15 protein-coding genes are annotated in these 16903 nt (G+C 71.4%); 5 read left to right on the forward strand and 10 right to left on the reverse strand.

Features of this window, described 5'->3' with window-relative positions; genetic code table 11:
• Positions 1-60: 60 nt before the first annotated feature.
• A complete protein-coding gene (locus ABZ937_RS00830; protein WP_361684243.1) occupies positions 61-1767 on the reverse strand; it encodes a glycerol-3-phosphate dehydrogenase/oxidase in 1707 nt (568 codons plus the stop codon).
• A gap of 281 nt (positions 1768-2048) precedes the next feature.
• Between ABZ937_RS00830 and ABZ937_RS00835 the strand changes: the two genes are divergently transcribed.
• On the forward strand, positions 2049-3257 hold the full coding sequence (locus ABZ937_RS00835; protein WP_361684245.1) for a nucleotide sugar dehydrogenase: 1209 nt from the start codon (positions 2049-2051) through the stop codon (positions 3255-3257).
• Positions 3258-3823: 566 nt separating this feature from the next.
• On the opposite strand, the gene ABZ937_RS00840 is transcribed toward ABZ937_RS00835, so the two are convergent.
• From ABZ937_RS00840 to ABZ937_RS00855, 4 genes are all read right to left on the reverse strand, one after another.
• A complete protein-coding gene (locus ABZ937_RS00840; RefSeq protein WP_361684247.1) occupies positions 3824-4948 on the reverse strand; it encodes a GuaB3 family IMP dehydrogenase-related protein in 1125 nt (374 codons plus the stop codon).
• Between the two features lie 136 nt (positions 4949-5084).
• Complete coding sequence (gene guaB / locus ABZ937_RS00845; protein WP_361684249.1) at positions 5085-6593, reverse strand: IMP dehydrogenase; 1509 nt, start codon at positions 6591-6593, stop codon at positions 5085-5087.
• A gap of 163 nt (positions 6594-6756) precedes the next feature.
• Positions 6757-7344 (reverse strand): sigma-70 family RNA polymerase sigma factor, encoded by a 588-nt coding sequence (locus tag ABZ937_RS00850; RefSeq protein WP_100827787.1) that lies wholly within the window; start codon positions 7342-7344, stop codon positions 6757-6759.
• A 725-nt stretch (positions 7345-8069) separates the two neighbouring features.
• Positions 8070-8681: a response regulator transcription factor gene (locus ABZ937_RS00855; RefSeq protein WP_003948568.1), complete on the reverse strand. Its 612-nt coding sequence runs from the start codon at positions 8679-8681 to the stop codon at positions 8070-8072.
• Positions 8682-9062: 381 nt separating this feature from the next.
• Between ABZ937_RS00855 and ABZ937_RS00860 the strand changes: the two genes are divergently transcribed.
• On the forward strand, positions 9063-9392 hold the full coding sequence (locus tag ABZ937_RS00860; protein ID WP_361684251.1) for a WhiB family transcriptional regulator: 330 nt from the start codon (positions 9063-9065) through the stop codon (positions 9390-9392).
• A gap of 115 nt (positions 9393-9507) precedes the next feature.
• On the opposite strand, the gene ABZ937_RS00865 is transcribed toward ABZ937_RS00860, so the two are convergent.
• Positions 9508-10407 carry a LysR family transcriptional regulator gene (locus tag ABZ937_RS00865; protein ID WP_361684253.1) on the reverse strand — a complete coding sequence of 300 codons (900 nt, stop codon included), beginning with the start codon at positions 10405-10407 and terminating at the stop codon, positions 9508-9510.
• An 80-nt stretch (positions 10408-10487) separates the two neighbouring features.
• On the opposite strand from ABZ937_RS00865, the gene ABZ937_RS00870 reads away from it, so the two are divergent.
• The 3 genes from ABZ937_RS00870 to ABZ937_RS00880 all read left to right on the forward strand — a co-directional run bounded on the left by ABZ937_RS00870 (position 10488) and on the right by ABZ937_RS00880 (position 12825).
• Positions 10488-11156 carry an MOSC domain-containing protein gene (locus ABZ937_RS00870; protein ID WP_361684255.1) on the forward strand — a complete coding sequence of 223 codons (669 nt, stop codon included), beginning with the start codon at positions 10488-10490 and terminating at the stop codon, positions 11154-11156.
• 111 nt (positions 11157-11267) lie between these two features.
• On the forward strand, positions 11268-12041 hold the full coding sequence (locus tag ABZ937_RS00875) for an SDR family oxidoreductase (protein ID WP_361684257.1): 774 nt from the start codon (positions 11268-11270) through the stop codon (positions 12039-12041).
• Between the two features lie 76 nt (positions 12042-12117).
• On the forward strand, positions 12118-12825 hold the full coding sequence (locus tag ABZ937_RS00880; protein WP_361684259.1) for an ester cyclase: 708 nt from the start codon (positions 12118-12120) through the stop codon (positions 12823-12825).
• A gap of 64 nt (positions 12826-12889) precedes the next feature.
• Here the strand turns inward: ABZ937_RS00880 and groL are convergent, their stop codons facing one another.
• The 4 genes from groL to ABZ937_RS00900 form a co-directional block, all read right to left on the reverse strand.
• Positions 12890-14515 (reverse strand): chaperonin GroEL, encoded by a 1626-nt coding sequence (gene groL, locus ABZ937_RS00885; RefSeq protein ID WP_361684261.1) that lies wholly within the window; start codon positions 14513-14515, stop codon positions 12890-12892.
• Positions 14516-14633: 118 nt separating this feature from the next.
• Positions 14634-14942 (reverse strand): co-chaperone GroES, encoded by a 309-nt coding sequence (gene groES, locus ABZ937_RS00890; RefSeq protein ID WP_004955293.1) that lies wholly within the window; start codon positions 14940-14942, stop codon positions 14634-14636.
• Positions 14943-15155: 213 nt separating this feature from the next.
• On the reverse strand, positions 15156-15968 hold the full coding sequence (locus ABZ937_RS00895) for a polysaccharide deacetylase family protein (protein WP_361684263.1): 813 nt from the start codon (positions 15966-15968) through the stop codon (positions 15156-15158).
• Complete coding sequence (locus ABZ937_RS00900; protein ID WP_361684265.1) at positions 15965-16891, reverse strand: polysaccharide deacetylase family protein; 927 nt, start codon at positions 16889-16891, stop codon at positions 15965-15967. The genes ABZ937_RS00895 and ABZ937_RS00900 overlap by 4 nt, the downstream gene beginning before the upstream one ends.
• Positions 16892-16903: the final 12 nt, after the last annotated feature.

Raw genomic sequence — 16903 nt, forward strand, 5'->3', positions numbered from 1 at the left:
ACGGCCGGGGTCCGAGCAGAGATCCCGCCGTCGGTCACTCGTTCGAGTGAAGCCAGGTGCTCACAGCGGCACGATGTCCGGCGCTCCCAGCCGTGCCGCGTCCGCCGTCTGGTCGTCCGGCTGGAGCTGGGACTCGCGCTCGGCCTCCACCCGCTTCTCGTAGTGCTCGACCTCGCGCTCGATCTGGTCCTTGTCCCAGCCGAGGACCGGTGCCATCAGCTCGGCCGCCTCGCGGGCGCTGCGGGTGCCCCGGTCGAAGGTCTCGATGGAGATGCGGGTGCGGCGGGTGAGGACGTCGTCCAGGTGCCGGGCGCCCTCGTGCGAGGCGGCGTACACCACCTCGGCGCGCAGATAGTCGTCGGCGGCGTGCAGCGGCTCGCCGAGGGCGGGGTCGGCGGCGATGAGGTCCAGGATCTCCTCGGCCAGCGAGCCGTACCGGTTCAGCAGGTGCTCCACGCGGACCACGTGCAGTCCGGTGCGGGCGGCGATCCGCGCTCGCGCGTTGCACAGCGCCTGGTAGCCCTCCGCGCCGAGCAGCGGGGTCTCCTCCGTCACACAGTCGGCGACGCGCAGGTCGAGCCCGTGCACGGCCTCGTCGACGGCGTCCTTGGCCATCACCCGGTAGGTCGTGTACTTGCCGCCCGCCACGACCACCAGGCCCGGCGCCGGATGGGCGACCGTGTGCTCGCGGGACAGCTTGCTGGTGGCGTCGGACTCGCCGGCCAGCAGCGGGCGCAGCCCCGCGTACACCCCCTGCACGTCGTCTCGGCCGAGCGGCACGGCCAGCACCGAGTTGACGTGCTCCAGCAGGTAGTCGATGTCGGCGCTGGACGCGGCCGGATGGGCCTTGTCGAGATCCCAGTCGGTGTCGGTGGTGCCGACGATCCAGTGCCGGCCCCAGGGGATGACGAACAGGACGGACTTCTCGGTGCGCAGGATCAGGCCGGTGGTGGAGTGGATGCGGTCCTTGGGCACGACCAGGTGGATGCCCTTGGAGGCGCGGACGTGGAACTGCCCGCGCTCGCCCACCATGGCCTGCGTGTCGTCCGTCCACACGCCGGTGGCGTTGACGACCTGCTTGGCGCGGACCTCGTACTCCCCGCCGGCCTCGACGTCCTGCACCCGGGCGCCGACGACCCGCTCGCCCTCGCGCAGGAACCCGGTCACGCGCGCGCGGTTGGCCACCTTCGCGCCGTACGACGCCGCCGTGCGCACCAGGGTCGCCACGAAGCGGGCGTCGTCCATCTGGGCGTCGTAGTACTGCAGGGCGCCGACCAGGGCGTCCTTCTTCAGACAGGGGGCCACGCGCAGGGCGTGACGGCGGGTCAGGTGGCGGTGCAGCGGCAGGCCCCGGCCGTGGCCGCGGGCCATGGACATCGCGTCGTACAGCGCGACGCCCGAGCCCGCGTACAGCCGCTCCCAGCCCTTGTGCTGCAGCGGGTAGAGGAACGGCACCGGCTTGACCAGGTGCGGGGCGAGGCGCTCCAGCAGCAGGCCGCGCTCCTTGAGGGCCTCGCGGACCAGGGCGAAGTCGAGCATCTCCAGATAGCGCAGGCCGCCGTGGATGAGCTTGCTGGAGCGGCTTGAGGTGCCGGACGCCCAGTCGCGGGCCTCGACCAGGCCGGTGGACAGGCCACGGGTGACGGCGTCCAGTGCGGTGCCCGCGCCGACCACTCCGCCGCCGACCACCAGCACGTCCAGTTCGCGCTCCGCCATCGCCGCCAGTGCCTCGGCGCGCTGCGCCGGGCCCAGAGTCGCTGTCCTCACCGCTGCCTCCCGCTGTCGCTGACTCGCTCGCGTCGGCCGCACCCGGTGGGCGTAGCCCGGTTCATCCCCTCCTCATGCCCAAATTCTGACCGGCTTGCCCGACTTCAGCCACCACGGGCTCCCAACCTGTGGACAACTGACGAGCAACCCTCGGAAGACACACAAACACAATCACACATATCGGTCATATGTGTACCTAGTCTGACAGTGCGCTCGTGCCTGCTGTCCACAGCGGTTGCGCGTGTACCCCGCTTCGGTTACTGGGAAGGACGGCCCACGCCATGCCCGCAGACCTCGCTGTCATCGGACTCGGCCCCTACGGCCTGCCGCTCGCCCAGGCCGCAGTCGCCGCCGGCATCCCCACCGTCGGCTACGCCACCGGCCCCGAGGCGGGCTCGCTCAGCCCCGCCGAGCTGCGCCGGATGCACTCCGCCGGATTCCGGCCCGCCACCGACCCGGCCCAGCTCGGCCGGGTGCGCACCGCCGTGATCTGCGCGCCCACCCCGCGCGGCGCCGACGGCGGACTCGACCTCGGCCAGGTCGAGTCGGCCGCCCGCACCCTGGCCGAACGGCTCCGCCCGCACACCACGGTCATCCTGGAGTCGCCCGTGCTGCCGGGGACGACGGAGGAGTTCCTGCGCCCGCTGCTGGAGGAGAGCTCGGGCCTCACCGCCGGCCGCGACTTCCACCTCGCCTACTCCCCCAGCCGGGTCGACCCCGGCAACCGCGACCACACCCCCGCCAGCACGCCCAAGGTCATCGGCGGTCTCACCCCCGCCTGCACCGAGTCGGCCGCCGCGTTCTACGGCCGGCTCACCGACAAGGTGGTACGCGCGCGTGGGCTGCGCGAGGCCGAGACCGTGCAGCTGCTGGAGACCAACTTCCGGCACGTGAACATCGCGCTCGTCAACGAGATGGCCGTCCTCTGCCACGAGCTGGGCGTGGACCTGTGGGACGTGATCCGCTGCGCGGAGACCAAGCCGTTCGGCTTCCAGGCGTTCCGGCCGGGCCCGGGCGTCGGCGGGCACGGCGTCCCGCAGGACCTGACCGGGCACGCGACCCGCACCCTGCGCATGGTCGAGCTGGCCCAGCAGGTCAACAGCCGGATGCCCCGGTACGTCGTCCAGCGCGCCGCCACGCTCCTCAACGAGCACGGCAAGTCCGCGCGCGGGGCCCGCGTCCTGCTGCTCGGCGTCACCTACAAGCCCGACCTCGCCGACCTGCAGGGCACGCCCGCGCGGGAGATCGCCGTCCGGCTGATGGAGCTGGGCGCGGCCGTGAGCTACCACGACCCGTACGTGCCCGCGTGGAGCGTCCTGGAGCGGCCTGTGCCGCGCGCGGACTCCCTGTACGAGACGGCCGCCGACGCCGACCTCACGATCCTGCTCCAGCAGCACCGGACGTACGACCTGCAGGGGCTCTCGGTGAAGGCCCAGCTGCTGCTGGACACGCGGGGGGCCACGCCCACGGGGGCGGCGCATCGGTTGTGAAGGGGGGCGCGTGGGGGTGTGGGGGCTGGGGGTTGGTGGCGTGGGGGGTTCGGCGCCGGTACTTTGGGAGCAGGTGGAGCCCACCGCAGAGGCCACTGCAGCGGGCTCCTGGCCGGTTTCCCGGGTGTCCGCCCCTAGTCTCTATAGGGGCGGCCGCTCACCGGCCGTAAATCCACAAGATCCACCTCCTCCGGAACTTCACCAGCCGAAGCCGAATGCGGTCCCAGCGGTTGGGCTTGCGGTGACGGCCCATGGGCGCGCCCCCTTCCACGACGCCACCCATTGGCCCGGTAGGCAGCACGTTGGATTTCGGGCCGGGCCCCGAGGGCGGGGTCCGGTCCGTTTCCTTGGAAGGGGGCGCCCCAGAGAGCTTGGGTCGCCGATCACGGACACTACCGCCCCACTACGCCCGTTCGGCCCACATTCGCCCCGAACGCAACCACGCGCCCCCTCCGCACAACGCGCCCCCGTTCAGGCCCACTTGGCCGTACTCGGGCATGCGAAAAGGCCGGTCATCCACCCGGGATGACCGGCCCTTCAGGCGTCCTACGGGACCGCCCCGGCGACTACCGCCGGTGCTGGCTGTCCGCCACCGTGACCTCGACCCGCTGGAACTCCTTCAGCTCGCTGTAGCCGGTCGTGGCCATGGCGCGGCGGAGGGCGCCGAAGAAGTTCATCGAGCCGTCCGGGGTGTGGGACGGGCCGGTGAGGATCTCCTCGATCGTGCCGACCGTGCCGAGGTCGACCTTCTGGCCGCGGGGCAGCTCCTCGTTGACCGCCTCCATGCCCCAGTGGTGGCCCTTGCCGGGCGCGTCCGTGCCGCGGGCCAGCGGGGAGCCCATCATCACCGAGTCGGCGCCGCAGGCGATCGCCTTCGGGAGGTCGCCGGACCAGCCGACGCCGCCGTCCGCGATCACGTGCACGTACCGGCCGCCGGACTCGTCCATGTAGTCACGGCGGGCCGCGGCCACGTCGGCGACGGCGGTGGCCATCGGGACCTGGATGCCCAGGACGTTGCGCGTGGTGTGCGCGGCGCCGCCGCCGAAGCCGACCAGGACGCCGGCCGCGCCGGTGCGCATCAGGTGCAGGGCGGCGGTGTACGTGGCGCAGCCGCCGACGATCACCGGGACGTCCAGCTCGTAGATGAACTGCTTCAGGTTCAGCGGCTCGCTCGAGTGGGAGACGTGCTCCGCCGAGACCGTCGTACCGCGGATGACGAAGATGTCCACGCCCGCGTCCACGACCGCCTTGGAGAACTGGGCGGTGCGCTGCGGGGAGAGCGCGGCGGCGGTGACCACGCCGGCGTCGCGCACCTCCTTGATGCGGGCGCCGATCAGCTCCTCCTTGATGGGAGCCGCGTAGATCTCCTGGAGGCGGCGGGTCGCCTGCTCGGCGGGCAGCTCGGCGATCTCGTCGAGCAGCGGCTGCGGGTCCTCGTACCGCGTCCACAGGCCCTCGAGGTTGAGCACGCCGAGGCCGCCCAGCTCGCCGATGCGGATCGCGGTGGCCGGGGAGACCACGGAGTCCATGGGGGCGGCCAGGAACGGCAGCTCGAAGCGGTAGGCGTCGATCTGCCAGGCGATCGAGACCTCCTTCGGGTCCCGCGTACGGCGGCTGGGGACGACGGCGATGTCGTCGAAGGCGTACGCCCGGCGGCCGCGCTTGCCGCGCCCGATCTCGATCTCAGTCACGTTGGTGGCCTTTCCCTATGCGTTGCAGCGCCTTCCAGTATCGCCGACAGGGACGACAAGGGCGGCCCCGGATACCCCGGGGCCGCCCCTGACCGGCCTCACGCGCGCGTGGACGCGCCGGTGTCGTACCTGAGAGCTACCTCTTGCTGCTGTAGTTCGGCGCCTCGACCGTCATCTGGATGTCGTGCGGGTGGCTCTCCTTCAGGCCCGCCGAGGTGATCCGCACGAACCGGCCGCCCACCTGCAGCTCGGGCACGGTCTTGCCGCCGACGTAGAACATCGACTGGCGCAGGCCGCCGACCAGCTGGTGGACCACGGAGGACAGCGGGCCGCGGTAGGGCACCTGGCCCTCGATGCCCTCGGGGATCAGCTGCTCGTCGGAGGCGACGCCCTCCTGGAAGTAGCGGTCCTTGGAGAACGACTTGCGGTCGCCACGGGACTGCATGGCACCGAGCGAGCCCATGCCGCGGTACGACTTGAACTGCTTGCCGTTGATGAACAGCAGCTCGCCCGGGGACTCCTCGCAGCCCGCGAGCAGCGAGCCGAGCATCACCGTGTCCGCGCCGGCGACCAGGGCCTTCGCGATGTCGCCGGAGTACTGGAGGCCGCCGTCGCCGATGACCGGGACACCGGCCTCACGCGCGGCCAGCGACGCCTCGTAGATCGCGGTGACCTGCGGGACGCCGACGCCGGCGACCACGCGGGTCGTGCAGATGGAGCCCGGTCCGACGCCGACCTTGATGCCGTCCGCGCCCGCGTCGACCAGGGCCTGCGCGCCGTCGCGCGTGGCGACGTTGCCGCCGATGACGTCGACGCCGGAGGAGTTCGACTTGATCTTGGCGATCATGTCGCCGACCAGACGGGAGTGGCCGTGCGCGGTGTCCACGACGATGAAGTCGACACCGGCCTCGATCAGCGCCTGGGCGCGCTCGAAGGAGTCACCGGCCACGCCGACCGCGGCGCCGACCAGCAGGCGGCCCTCGGCGTCCTTGGCGGCGTTCGGGTACTGCTCCGCCTTGACGAAGTCCTTGACCGTGATCAGGCCCTTGAGGACGCCCTCGCCGTCGACCAGCGGAAGCTTCTCGATCTTGTGCTTGCGCAGCAGCTCCATGGCCTCCGGGCCGGAGATGCCGACCTTGCCGGTGACCAGCGGCATCGGGGTCATGACCTCGTGCACGCGGCGGCTGCGGTCGCTCTCGAAGGCCATGTCACGGTTGGTGACGATGCCGAGGAGCTTCTTGTCGCCGTCGGTCACCGGGACGCCGCTGATGCGGAACCGGGCGCACAGCGCGTCCGCCTCGGCGAGCGTGGCCTCCGGGTGGATGGTGATGGGGTCGGTGACCATGCCGGACTCGGAGCGCTTCACCAGGTCGACCTGGTTGGCCTGGTCCTCGATGGAGAGGTTGCGGTGCAGGACGCCGACGCCGCCCTGGCGGGCCATCGCGATCGCCATGCGGGACTCGGTCACCTTGTCCATGGCGGCGGACAGCAGCGGGATGTTGACCCGCACGTTCTTGGAGACGTACGAGGCGGTGTCGATCTCGTCGGGAGCCATGTCCGACGGGCCCGGCAGCAGCAGCACGTCGTCGTAGGTCAGCCCGAGTGTCGCGAATTTACCGGGCACTCCGTCGACGTTGGCAGTCATGACACCTTCCCCAAATGGCCTTGATCGGTGCGGATGTCCATGCTAACGGGAAGCATCGCTAGCAAATTCCACGGTACGGGGTCGCTTCAGGCTTCGTATGTTCGTACGGAAACGACGGCGCGCCTGTTCAGCGAAGGAGCTACAGGGGCTCCACGACAGGGGATTACTGTTCGGCGAGCGCCCTCAGGCGGCTCAGGGCCCGGTGCTGGGCCACGCGGACCGCACCGGGTGACATTCCCAACATCTGCCCCGTCTCCTCCGCGGTCAAGCCCACGGCGATGCGCAGCAGAAGCAGTTCCCGCTGGTTCTCGGGGAGGTTGGCCAGCAGTTTCTTGGCCCACTCGGCGTCGCTGCTGAGCAGGGCGCGCTCCTCGGGGCCGAGGGAGTCGTCGGGCCGCTCGGGCATCTCGTCGGACGGCACCGCGGTCGACCCCGGGTGGCGCATCGCGGCGCGCTGGAGGTCGGCGACCTTGTGGGACGCGATGGCGAAGACGAACGCCTCGAAGGGGCGGCCGGTGTCGCGGTAGCGGGGCAGCGCGAGGAGGACCGCCACGCAGACCTCCTGGGCGAGGTCCTCGACGAAGTGGCGCGCGTCGCCGGGAAGCCGGGACAACCGGGTGCGGCAGTAGCGCAGCGCCAAGGGGTGCACATGGGCGAGCAGATCGTGCGTGGCCTGCTCGTCCCCGTCGACGGCACGATGAACGAGCGCACCGAACGCCCCGTGGGCCGTGCCCGCCTCGTCGTCGCGCATCGGTCCATCGTGCCTTGCGGCAGTCCGGTCCGTCGCATCGTGTTCGTGGTTGTGCACCGAAGCGTTATGAGCAGGTGCGCCGGCACTCATTCCCTGCGCCCTCCCCTTCCGCTCGACCGACTCGTCCCCGAGAGACTCCACATCTCAAGGATGCGGCATCCGCGCCGAAACGAGCAGCGCGCGTCCGGCGGGCCGACTTGCACATGCCCTTTGGCGGGGTCCGAAGGGGTGTGCGCCCGGGCATTCACGCGCCTCCTGAGGCGTGGTTGTGCGCCGTAGCGCGTGGGCCGTCATGGCTCGCCCGCGCTGCGCCACGCGGCCCGTTTCCACCGGCGCGTACGCTCGTCCGCCGGCGTGTACGGCGAGATCGCGCGCCCCGGGTGGTCACCGACGGGCACTAGGCCCGGACAGCCACGCCGACCGCGCTGAAGCCCGACGCAGCCATGGTCTCCCGCGCCCCTCATGGCACCCGCCGCCCGCGCACCACCGAAGAGCACACGAGAGCGACGAGCACATGAGAGCTGCGGGCGCACCGGGTCCGACGAGCGCACGCGACCGGAGTCCGCACAGCGCCGCCCCGCGCCCGCGCCAGGTACCCCCGGCGCCCGCACCGGACCGCCCCGAGCGAGCCCGGTGCCCGCACGCCGACCGACCGCCTCCGCGGGAGCCGTGAGCGGAACCGGGTGGTGCCCGGTGCCGGGCGGCCCGCAGGGGCCCGGCGCTCGCTAGCGGACCAGTCCCCAGCGGAAGCCGAGGGCCACCGCGTGGGCCCGGTCCGAGGCGCCGAGCTTCTTGAACAGGCGCCGCGCGTGCGTCTTGACGGTGTCCTCGGAGAGGAACAGCTCACGGCCGATCTCCGCGTTCGAGCGGCCGTGGCTCATGCCCTCCAGGACCTGGATCTCGCGCGCGGTGAGCGTGGGCGCGGCGCCCATCTCCGCCGAGCGCAGCCGGCGCGGGGCGAGCCGCCAGGTCGGGTCGGCGAGCGCCTGCGTCACCGTGGCGCGCAGCTCCGCCCGCGAGGCGTCCTTGTGCAGGTAGCCACGGGCGCCGGCGGCGACCGCGAGGGCCACCCCGTCGAGGTCCTCGGCGACGGTGAGCATGATGATGCGCGCGCCGGGGTCCGCGGAGAGCAGACGGCGCACGGTTTCCACTCCGCCCAGGCCGGGCATGCGCACGTCCATCAGGATGAGGTCGGAGCGGTCGGCGCCCCAGCGGCGGAGGACTTCCTCGCCGTTGGCCGCCGTCGTCACGCGCTCGACACCGGGCACGGTCGCGACCGCGCGGCGGAGCGCTTCTCGGGCAAGCGGGGAGTCGTCGCAGACGAGGACGGATGTCATGACCGCCCTCCGCAGCTGATGCGCGTCACCTTGAGCCTCCAGGCTGGTACGGAATCGTCACCTGTGCGGTCGACCGTCTCGGACGCCTGCCCGAGCACTTGTGTTTTCAACCGCCTCCGCACTCTCAACGACGGTCACTCGAAAGAGTTACGGGGCTGCGTGCCGTCTTCGGCACTCTACGTGAGGGCGCCGACACGGTGCAGACATGCCCAACGGACCCTCAACTTTTCATCACAACCTATGCCCCATTCGGCCCCTTTTCTTCCCGTTTCGCAGTGTCCGGGGCTAGATTCGCAATGAGTCATATTTTCATCTCCTTAGACCGGAGATGTACGGTCGTTGGCACCGTATCCGCCCAGAACGGCGACAAGGGGTCACGTAATGGCAGATTTCTCCCGCCTTCCCGGACCGAACGCGGACCTGTGGGACTGGCAGCTGCTGGCTGCCTGCCGCGGGGTGGACAGCTCGCTCTTCTTCCACCCGGAGGGCGAGCGCGGGGCGGCTCGGAGCGCTCGCGAGAACTCGGCCAAGGAGGTCTGCATGAGGTGCCCGGTCCGTGCGGAGTGCGCGGCGCACGCGCTGGCGGTGCGCGAGCCGTACGGGGTCTGGGGCGGCCTGACCGAGGACGAGCGTGAGGAGTTGATGGGGCGGGCGCGCAACCGTCTGGTGGCGGCCTCGACCACCAGCGGGAACACCGCCCCCCACCACTGAAGGAACGTTTCTGCACCCATGGCCCTCCGGGTGCGCTCACTCATCCCCCTTGGGCACGCGCGCGCGTGCCCATGACTCTGCCGTCGCACCCGCCGCCGTACCCCTGAGCGCGCCCCTAGGGGCGTCCGGCCGCCCGGGCCAGTTGCTCCAGCGTCGCCGACACGGCCGGCACCTGGGCCAGGTCGGGCAGGGTGAGGGCGACGATCTGCCGCCGTACCGCCGGTTCCAGCCGCACCGTGCGCGCGCCTCGCGGCCGTACCGACTCGACGGCCAGCTGGGGCAGCACGGCGACGCCGAGACCCGCGCCGACCAGTCCGACCACGGCCGGGTAGTCATCGGTGGCGAAGTCGATGCGCGGGGCGAAGCCCGCCCCCTCGCACACCTCGATCAGCTGGCCGCGGCAGCGCGGGCAGCCCGCGATCCAGGGCTCGTGGGCCAGCTCGCCGATGGCGACGCTCTCCGCGCGCGCGAGCCGGTGGCGTTCGGGCACCAGGGCGACCAGACGGTCCGCGAGCAGGGGACGTACGACGAGGTCGTCCCAGTCCTCGGCGACCGCCGCTCCCTCGTAGCGGAAGGCCAGGGCCAGGTCGCAGTCGCCTTCGCGCAGCAGTTCGACCGACCGTGGGGGCTCGGCCTCCTCCAGGGAGACGCGGGTGCCCGGGTGGGCGGCGCGCAGGGCGGCCAGGGCCGTCGGGACCAGGGTGGAGCTGCCGCTCGGGAAGGAGACCAGCCGGACCCGGCCCGCGCGCAGGCCGGCGATGGCGGCGATCTCCTCCTCGGCCGCGGTGAGCCCGGCGAGGATGCCGGAGGCGTGCCGGACCAGGGCCTCACCGGCCTGGGTGAGGCGCATCTCGCGGCCGGCGCGGACCAGCAGCGGGGTGCCGACCGAGGCTTCCAGGGCCTTCATCTGCTGGCTGACGGCGGGCTGGGTGCAGCCCAGCTGGCGCCCCGCCGCCGAGAAGGACCCGGTGGTGGCGACGGCGCGCAGGACACGGAGATGACGGGCCTCGATCACCTTCCGAGCATAAGGCAGCCTTGGGTGGGGCGCCCGATATTGCGTCGACGCTTTGAGCCCGGATCGCGTAGCGTGCGGGGATGAAGCTTCTTTCGGTCAATCTGGGCAGCCCCCGGCACGCGCCCTACACGAACCAGCCGGACGGCCTGACCGGCATCGACAAGCGCCCGGCCGAGGGGCCGGTGCGGGTGGCGGCGCCCGGACCCAGGGGGGTCGGCGCGAGCGGGCTGGCCGGGGACGCGGTGTGCGACACCCGGTATCACGGCGGGGACCACCAGGCGGTGTACGCGTACGCCCGCGAGGACCTCGACGCGTGGGAGAGCACACTCGGTCGACCGTTGGCCAACGGCTGCTTCGGGGAGAACCTGACGACGGAGGGGCTGGACGTCTCCGGGGCGCTCATAGGCGAGCGCTGGCGGGTCGGTTCCGAGGTGGTGCTGGAGGTGACCTCGGGCCGCATTCCGTGCGCCACGTTCCAGGGCCATCTGGGCGAACGCGGCTGGGTCAGAAGGTTCACACAGAAGGGCGCAACGGGTGCCTACCTCCGGGTGATCGAGCCGGGCGAGATACGGACGGGCGATCCGGTCGAGATCGTCCACCGGCCGGACCACGGGGTGACGGCGGCGATGCAGTTCCGCGCGGTCACCACGGAACGGGAGCTGCTGCCCGAGCTGCTCGCGGCGGGCGAGGCACTGCACCCGGAGTCGCTGGCGAAGGCGCGGAAGTACGTGGCGGAGCACGACGGCTGAGGAACCGTCAGCGCGGTGCCCTGCCGAGCAGTTGAGAGGCCGTCGGCGGCACGCGGGGCGCGGTGGGCGCGGGCAGCGGAGGCTGACGGTCCGGGTCACTACCCTTGGGCCATGACAACGGCTCTGATTACAGGATCGACCGCGGGGATCGGTGCCGCCTTCGCGCGGCGGCTCGCGGCGGACGGGCATGACCTCGTCCTGGTGGCGCGGGACACCGGGCGACTGCGCGAGCAGGCGACCGAACTGCACGACCGGCACGGCATCGAGGTGGAGGTGCTGACCGCCGACCTCGCGCAGGACAAGGGCATCGAGGCGGTGGCCGAGCGGCTCGGCGACCGGAAGAACCCGGTCGACCTGCTGATCAACAACGCCGGTTTCGGCAACAAGGGCCGCTATCTGGACGTGTCGATGGCGGACGAGCTGCGGATGCTCAAGGTGCACTGCGAGGCGGTGCTCCGGCTGACGTCGGCGGCGGCCGGGGCGATGCGCGAGCGCGGCCGGGGCGGGGTGGTGAACGTCGCCTCGGTGGCCGCGTTCCTCCCGCGCGGCACGTACGGCGCGTCCAAGGCGTGGGTCGTGCAGTTCACCCAGGGCGCGGCCAGGGACCTGGCCGGCAGCGGGGTCCGGCTGATGGCGCTGTGCCCGGGGTTCGTGCGCACCGAGTTCCACCAGCGGGCCGGGATGGGCACGGACAACATCCCGGGCTGGATGTGGCTGGATGCCGACAAGCTGGTCGCGGCGGCCCTGGCCGACCTCGCGCGCGGCAAGTCGCTGTCCGTCCCGGATCCCCGGTACAAGGCGTTGATGGGCCTGGCGAAGGTGACGCCGCGTGGGCTGCTGGGCGGCATCAGTTCCCGTACGGGGCGCAGGTACGGGCCGCAGTGACGGGCGGGTGACGCTGCCGTCCCGGTGGGAAAATGGGCGGGACGGTACCGGACCAGGGGGGCCCGGAGGCAGCGTCATGACCTTCGTACAGCTCATCGAGTGCAGGACGAGCCGGCTGGACGAGATGAACCGGCTCATGGACGACTGGGTCCAGCAGACCAAGGGGAAGCGGACGGCGACGCACGCGGTGGTCGGCACGGACCGCTCGGACACGTCGCATGTCGTCGAAGTGGTGGAGTTCCCCTCGTACGAGGAGGCGATGCGGAACTCGAACCTCCCGGAGACCGACCGGATCTTCCGGGAGATGGTCGCGCTGTGCGACGAGATGCCGACGTTCACCGACCTGGACGTCGTACGGGACGAGCGTCTGTCCGAGGACACCGTGCGCAGGTTCCTGGAGGCGCTGTGTGCCGCGGACGAGCTGCCTCCGCTCAACGACCTGCTCGACGAGGACATCCACAGCCGTGATCCGATGAACCCGCAGGACACCATCGGACTGGACAACGTCCGCGCCGAGTTCCGGATGTGGCGCGGCGCCTTCGACTTCGCGTTCACGGTCGACGACGTGTTCGCCCAGGCCGACCGGGCCTGCGCGCGCTGGACCTGGAACGCCACGCACAAGGGCGACTTCCTGGGGATCCCGGCCACCGGCAGGCAGGTCACCATGACCGGGCTGACGCTGTTCCGGTTCGGCGCGGCCGGCAAGATCGCCGAAATGTGGTGGCAGCACGACCAGCTGGGCCTGATGCAGCAGCTGGGCGCCCTCGACGAGTTGGAGCGGTAGCCGGACAGGGCGAAGGCCCGGCTCCCCGTCCGGGGTACCGGGCCTTCGCTCGGGAGCGCTCGGCTCAGTGGGCGTGGCCGTGGCCGTGGCCCGCGGCGGCCGGCTCTTCCTCTTCCTTCTTCTCGACGACCAGGGTCTCGGTCGTGAGCAGCAGGGCGGCGATGGAGGCGGCGTTCTCCAGGGCGGAGCGGGTGACCTTGACCGGGTCGATGACGCCGGCCTTGACCAGGTCGCCGTACTCGCCGGTGGCGGCGTTGTAGCCCTGACCCTTGTCCAGGTCCTTGACCTTGGACACGATGACGTAGCCCTCCTGGCCGGCGTTCTCGCCGATCCAGCGCAGCGGCTCGACCACGGCGTTGCGGACCACGGCGACACCGGTGGCCTCGTCGCCGGCCTTGTCGAGGTTGCCCTCCAGCACCTTGGAGGCGTGGACCAGGGCGGAGCCACCACCGGAGACGATGCCCTCCTCGACCGCGGCGCGGGTCGCGGAGATGGCGTCCTCCAGACGGTGCTTCTTCTCCTTCAGCTCCACCTCGGTGGCGGCGCCGACCTTGATCACGCACACGCCGCCGGCCAGCTTCGCGAGGCGCTCCTGGAGCTTCTCGCGGTCCCAGTCGGAGTCGGTGTTCTCGATCTCGGCCTTGATCTGGTTGACGCGGCCCACGACGTCCTCGGACTTGCCGGAGCCGTCGACGATGGTCGTGTCGTCCTTGGTGACCGTCACGCGGCGGGCGGAGCCCAGCACGTCCAGGCCGGCCTGGTCGAGCTTGAGGCCGACCTCCTCGGAGATGACCGTGGCGCCGGTGAGGACCGCCATGTCCTGGAGCATCGCCTTGCGGCGGTCGCCGAAGCCCGGGGCCTTCACCGCGACGGCGTTGAAGGTGCCACGGATCTTGTTGACGACGAGGGTGGAGAGGGCCTCGCCCTCGACGTCCTCGGCGATGATCAGCAGCGGCTTGGAGGCACCGGCCTGGATGACCTTCTCCAGCAGCGGCAGCAGGTCCTGGATGGAGGAGATCTTGCCCTGGTTGATGAGGATGTACGGGTCCTCCAGGACGGCCTCCATGCGCTCCTGGTCCGTCACGAAGTACGGCGACAGGTAGCCCTTGTCGAAGGCCATGCCCTCGGTGAAGTCCAGCTCCAGACCGAAGGTGTTGGACTCCTCGACGGTGATGACACCGTCCTTGCCGACCTTGTCCATCGCCTCGGCGATCAGCTCGCCGACCTGCTGGTCCTGGGCGGACAGCGCGGCGACGGCGGCGATGTCGGACTTCTCGTCGATCGGGCGGGCCGAGGCGAGCAGCTCGTCGGAGACGGCCTTGACGGCGGCGTCGATGCCCTTCTTCAGGGCGGCCGGGGAGGCGCCGGCGGCGACGTTCTTCAGACCCTCGCGGACGAGCGCCTGGGCCAGGACCGTGGCGGTGGTGGTGCCGTCACCAGCGATGTCGTTGGTCTTGGTCGCCACCTCCTTCACCAGCTGGGCGCCGAGGTTCTCGTACGGGTCCTCGATCTCGACCTCGCGGGCGATCGTGACACCGTCGTTGGTGATGGTGGGGGCGCCGAACTTCTTGTCGATGACGACGTTGCGGCCCTTGGGGCCGATCGTCACCTTCACCGTGTCGGCAAGCTTGTTGACGCCGCGCTCAAGGGCGCGACGGGCGTCCTCGTCGAACTTCAGGATCTTCGCCATGGCAGCGGGAGCCCTCTCGGAAATCTGTGGGTGAAAAACGCAGCGCCCCGGGCGCCCGGCTTCTTATCGATCGCGGGGGCCAGGGGCGCTGCTCAAAGCAGAGAGTTGCTTGAGGTGATTACTTCTCGATGATCGCGAGGACGTCGCGAGCCGAGAGGACGAGGTACTCGTCGCCGTTGTACTTCACCTCGGTGCCGCCGTACTTGCTGTAGAGGACGACGTCGCCGACCTTGACGTCGAGCGGGAGACGCTCGCCGTTCTCGAACCGGCCCGGGCCCACGGCGAGGACGGCGCCCTCCTGGGGCTTCTCCTTCGCGGTGTCCGGGATGACCAGGCCAGAGGCCGTGGTCTGCTCGGCGTCCAGCGGCTGGACCACGATGCGGTCCTCAAGCGGCTTGATGGCAACCTTGGAGCTGGCGGTCGTCACGATCCGACCTCCCCCTTCGGAGATCTCACGGGGTTAACTGTCTGAGGTGGCGACCAGGTCGATCCGTCGTCGCGGGTGCCGGACCTGCCCGTCGCGTTGTTGGCACTCTCCAGTGGGGAGTGCCAGACCTGAGACTATGACCGCGATTAGCACTCGGTCAAGCGGAGTGCCAATGCCGGCGGCGCGTCGCGCGGAACTGCCCCCCGAAAGCCCCTACAGGTAGTCCTCGAGACGCCCGGCCGTGAGCCCCTCCCCCTGAGCCTCCCTCAGCACCCGCACCACGCGTTCCCGCAGGGGCGGACCGGCCGGCTCCTCGGGGCCCACCAGGACGATGTCGCCGGGGCGCAGGTGGTGGGGGCCGTGCGTGTAGACGAGGCCGGCCGGGGTGAGGGCGGCGCGCCACAGGACGAGCGCGGAGATGCCGCAGTCGGCCGCCGCGCGCAGGGTGGTCGGGTCGTAGGAGCCGTAGGGCGGGCGGAAGAGGCGGGGGCGGACGCCGAGGCGGGCGCGGAGGCGGTCCTGCTGGCCGCAGATCTCGGCGCGCTGGCCGGCGTACGGCAGCCCGGCCGGTGCCCGGTGGTCGACGGTGTGGTTCTCGATGCCGGCGCCGAGGGCGCGCAGGCGGGCGAAGTGGCGGTAGCCGGGGGCGGCGACGCTGTCGGTGAGGAACAGGGTGACCGGCAGCCGGAGTTCGCGGACCATGTCGACGAAGCGGGGGTCCCGTTCGGCGCCGTCGTCGTGGGTGAGGAAGACGACCGGGTCGCGGGTGGGGACGTGGTCGACCACCGGGGGCAGGGCGCGGGCCCCCGGGTGCGCGGCGAGCGGCCGGGCGGGGTGCACCGGGGAGCGGGCGAGCGGGCGGGCCAGGCCCCAGTGGCGGTAGCGGCGGTCGGCGGCGGGGCGGGACGGGCGGACCCCTTCGGCGGCCTTCTTGCCGAGGCGTTCGATGGGGTCGACGGACTGGGCGCAGCCCGTGAGGAGCAGGGCCGAGGCGAGGACCGCGGCCGGGCCCCGCACGCGCCTCACAGGTAGTCCTCCAGGCGGGCCACGGCGTAACCCTCGCGCGTGACCTTGTTCAGGAAGCGGCGCATGTCGTCCACCATCGTGCCGTCCCAGTCGCCCGGGCCGCGGAAGTGGGTGAGGACGATGTCGCCGGGGTGCAGGCTGCGGTCCCAGTCGCGGTACTCCCAGTGGTCGACGAAGACCTCCTCGTCCCAGATGGGCGCGTACCTGATCCCGCAGGCCTTGGCGGCGCGCAGGGTGTCGCCGTCGTAGTTGCCGTACGGCGGCCGGAACACGGTGGGCGCCCTGCCGAACTGCTCCTTCATGACGGCCTGCATGCCGCAGATCTCGTCCTTCTGCTCCTCGTAGGACAGGCCGGGCAGGTAGGGGTGGGTGAGGGTGTGGTTGTTGAGGGTCACGCCCTGCGCCTGCATCCTGCGGAAGTAGCCGTAGTCGTCCTTGACGAGGTAGTTGCTGAGGAAGGCCGTGTACGGCACCTTCAGCTCGCTCATCATGCGCAGGAACGCGGGGTCCTTCTCGGCGCCGTCGTCGATGGTGAGGAAGACGATCTTCTTCCTGGTGGGGACGGTGGTGAAGACCGGCGGGAGGTCTTCCTCCTCCTGGCCGTCCACCTCGAAGCCGTCCCGCGGGGTGATCCTGGGCTTCTCCGCCGGCGGGGCCGGGGGTGCGATCGGGGCGCGGTCCAGGCCCCAGCGCCGGGCGGCGGCGGCCAGCCGGGCCTGTTCGGCGGCCTGGCGGGCGTGTTCGGCAGCCTGGCGGGTCCGCGGGTCCAGGGGGCGGGCGGGGCCGCCCTGGCCGGTGGCCGGTTCGCCGCCGTCGGCGCAGCCGGACAGGAGTGCGGAGGCAGCCAGCGCGAGGGCGGCGGAGCCCGTGGCCGCCTTCCGGACCCGCGCCCGGTTTTTGTCATTTTGTAGTACTGCTCGCATGGTGCCGGATCC

Source organism: Streptomyces sp. NPDC046727, assembly GCF_040645635.1.
Lineage (GTDB): Bacteria > Actinomycetota > Actinomycetes > Streptomycetales > Streptomycetaceae > Streptomyces.

Excerpts from the sequence above, each read along its gene's own strand:
- ABZ937_RS00835 (WP_361684245.1), top strand. The coding sequence starts at position 2,049 with ATGCCCGCAGACCTCGCTGTCATCGGACTCGGCCCCTACGGCCTGCCG.
- guaB (WP_361684249.1), bottom strand. The coding sequence starts at position 6,593 with ATGACTGCCAACGTCGACGGAGTGCCCGGTAAATTCGCGACACTCGGG.
- ABZ937_RS00850 (WP_100827787.1), bottom strand. The coding sequence starts at position 7,344 with ATGCGCGACGACGAGGCGGGCACGGCCCACGGGGCGTTCGGTGCGCTC.
- ABZ937_RS00855 (WP_003948568.1), bottom strand. The coding sequence starts at position 8,681 with ATGACATCCGTCCTCGTCTGCGACGACTCCCCGCTTGCCCGAGAAGCG.
- ABZ937_RS00860 (WP_361684251.1), top strand. The coding sequence starts at position 9,063 with ATGGCAGATTTCTCCCGCCTTCCCGGACCGAACGCGGACCTGTGGGAC.
- ABZ937_RS00870 (WP_361684255.1), top strand. The coding sequence starts at position 10,488 with ATGAAGCTTCTTTCGGTCAATCTGGGCAGCCCCCGGCACGCGCCCTAC.
- ABZ937_RS00875 (WP_361684257.1), top strand. The coding sequence starts at position 11,268 with ATGACAACGGCTCTGATTACAGGATCGACCGCGGGGATCGGTGCCGCC.
- ABZ937_RS00880 (WP_361684259.1), top strand. The coding sequence starts at position 12,118 with ATGACCTTCGTACAGCTCATCGAGTGCAGGACGAGCCGGCTGGACGAG.
- groL (WP_361684261.1), bottom strand. The coding sequence starts at position 14,515 with ATGGCGAAGATCCTGAAGTTCGACGAGGACGCCCGTCGCGCCCTTGAG.
- ABZ937_RS00900 (WP_361684265.1), bottom strand. The coding sequence starts at position 16,891 with ATGCGAGCAGTACTACAAAATGACAAAAACCGGGCGCGGGTCCGGAAG.